The following is a 597-nucleotide window of genomic DNA, read 5'->3' on the forward strand; positions in this document are numbered from 1 at the left end:
TTGGCGTTCGGCCACGGCATCAGGTTGATGGTGGCGGCGGCGGCGGTGATTTCATCGAGTTCCACTGCGGTGACCTCCCGGTCCAGCGTGGCCAGCGCGAGGGAATCGGCGCCAATTCCGCAGCCGAGGTCGGCGACCTTCTCCAGGCCGGCCTCGACGTACCGCTGGGCGTGCAGGGCTGCGACGTTCAGGCGCGTGGCCTGCTCCAGTCCGGGGGCAGTGAAGAGCATGTGCTCGGCAAACGGCCCAAACTTGCCGCGGGCCTTCATGCGCAGCTTGGCCTGGGTCAGGACGGCGGCAACAACTTCGGGGGAGTGCCCGGCCTTGCGCAGGTCGGTGTTGAGCTTGAAGGACTCGGATTCCAGATACGGGCCGAGGGAGTTCAGCAGTTCCCAGCCTTCGGAGGTCAGAACATGGGCAAGGGAGGTATCCGGCATGGTTACCAGCCTAGTTCTTCTGCCGCCGCGGACGTTAGCTGTAGGTTGGGCGGCATGACGAAGATCGCCGCCGAGCCGATGGCTGCACTGCGCGCCCGGACGAGCTACAAATGGCAGACCCATCCAGCGGACGTGCTGCCGCTGTTCGTGGCCGAAATGG

The 597-nt window shown here is 65.7% G+C and carries 1 pseudogene; it reads right to left on the reverse strand.

What is annotated here, in order from left to right:
- A pseudogene (locus SB754_RS19180) lies at positions 1 to 437 on the reverse strand (SAM-dependent methyltransferase); the annotation flags it as partial.
- Between the last annotated feature and the right edge of the window lie 160 nt (positions 438 to 597).

Source organism: Leifsonia sp. SIMBA_070 (assembly GCF_046534635.1).
Lineage (GTDB): Bacteria > Actinomycetota > Actinomycetes > Actinomycetales > Microbacteriaceae > Leifsonia.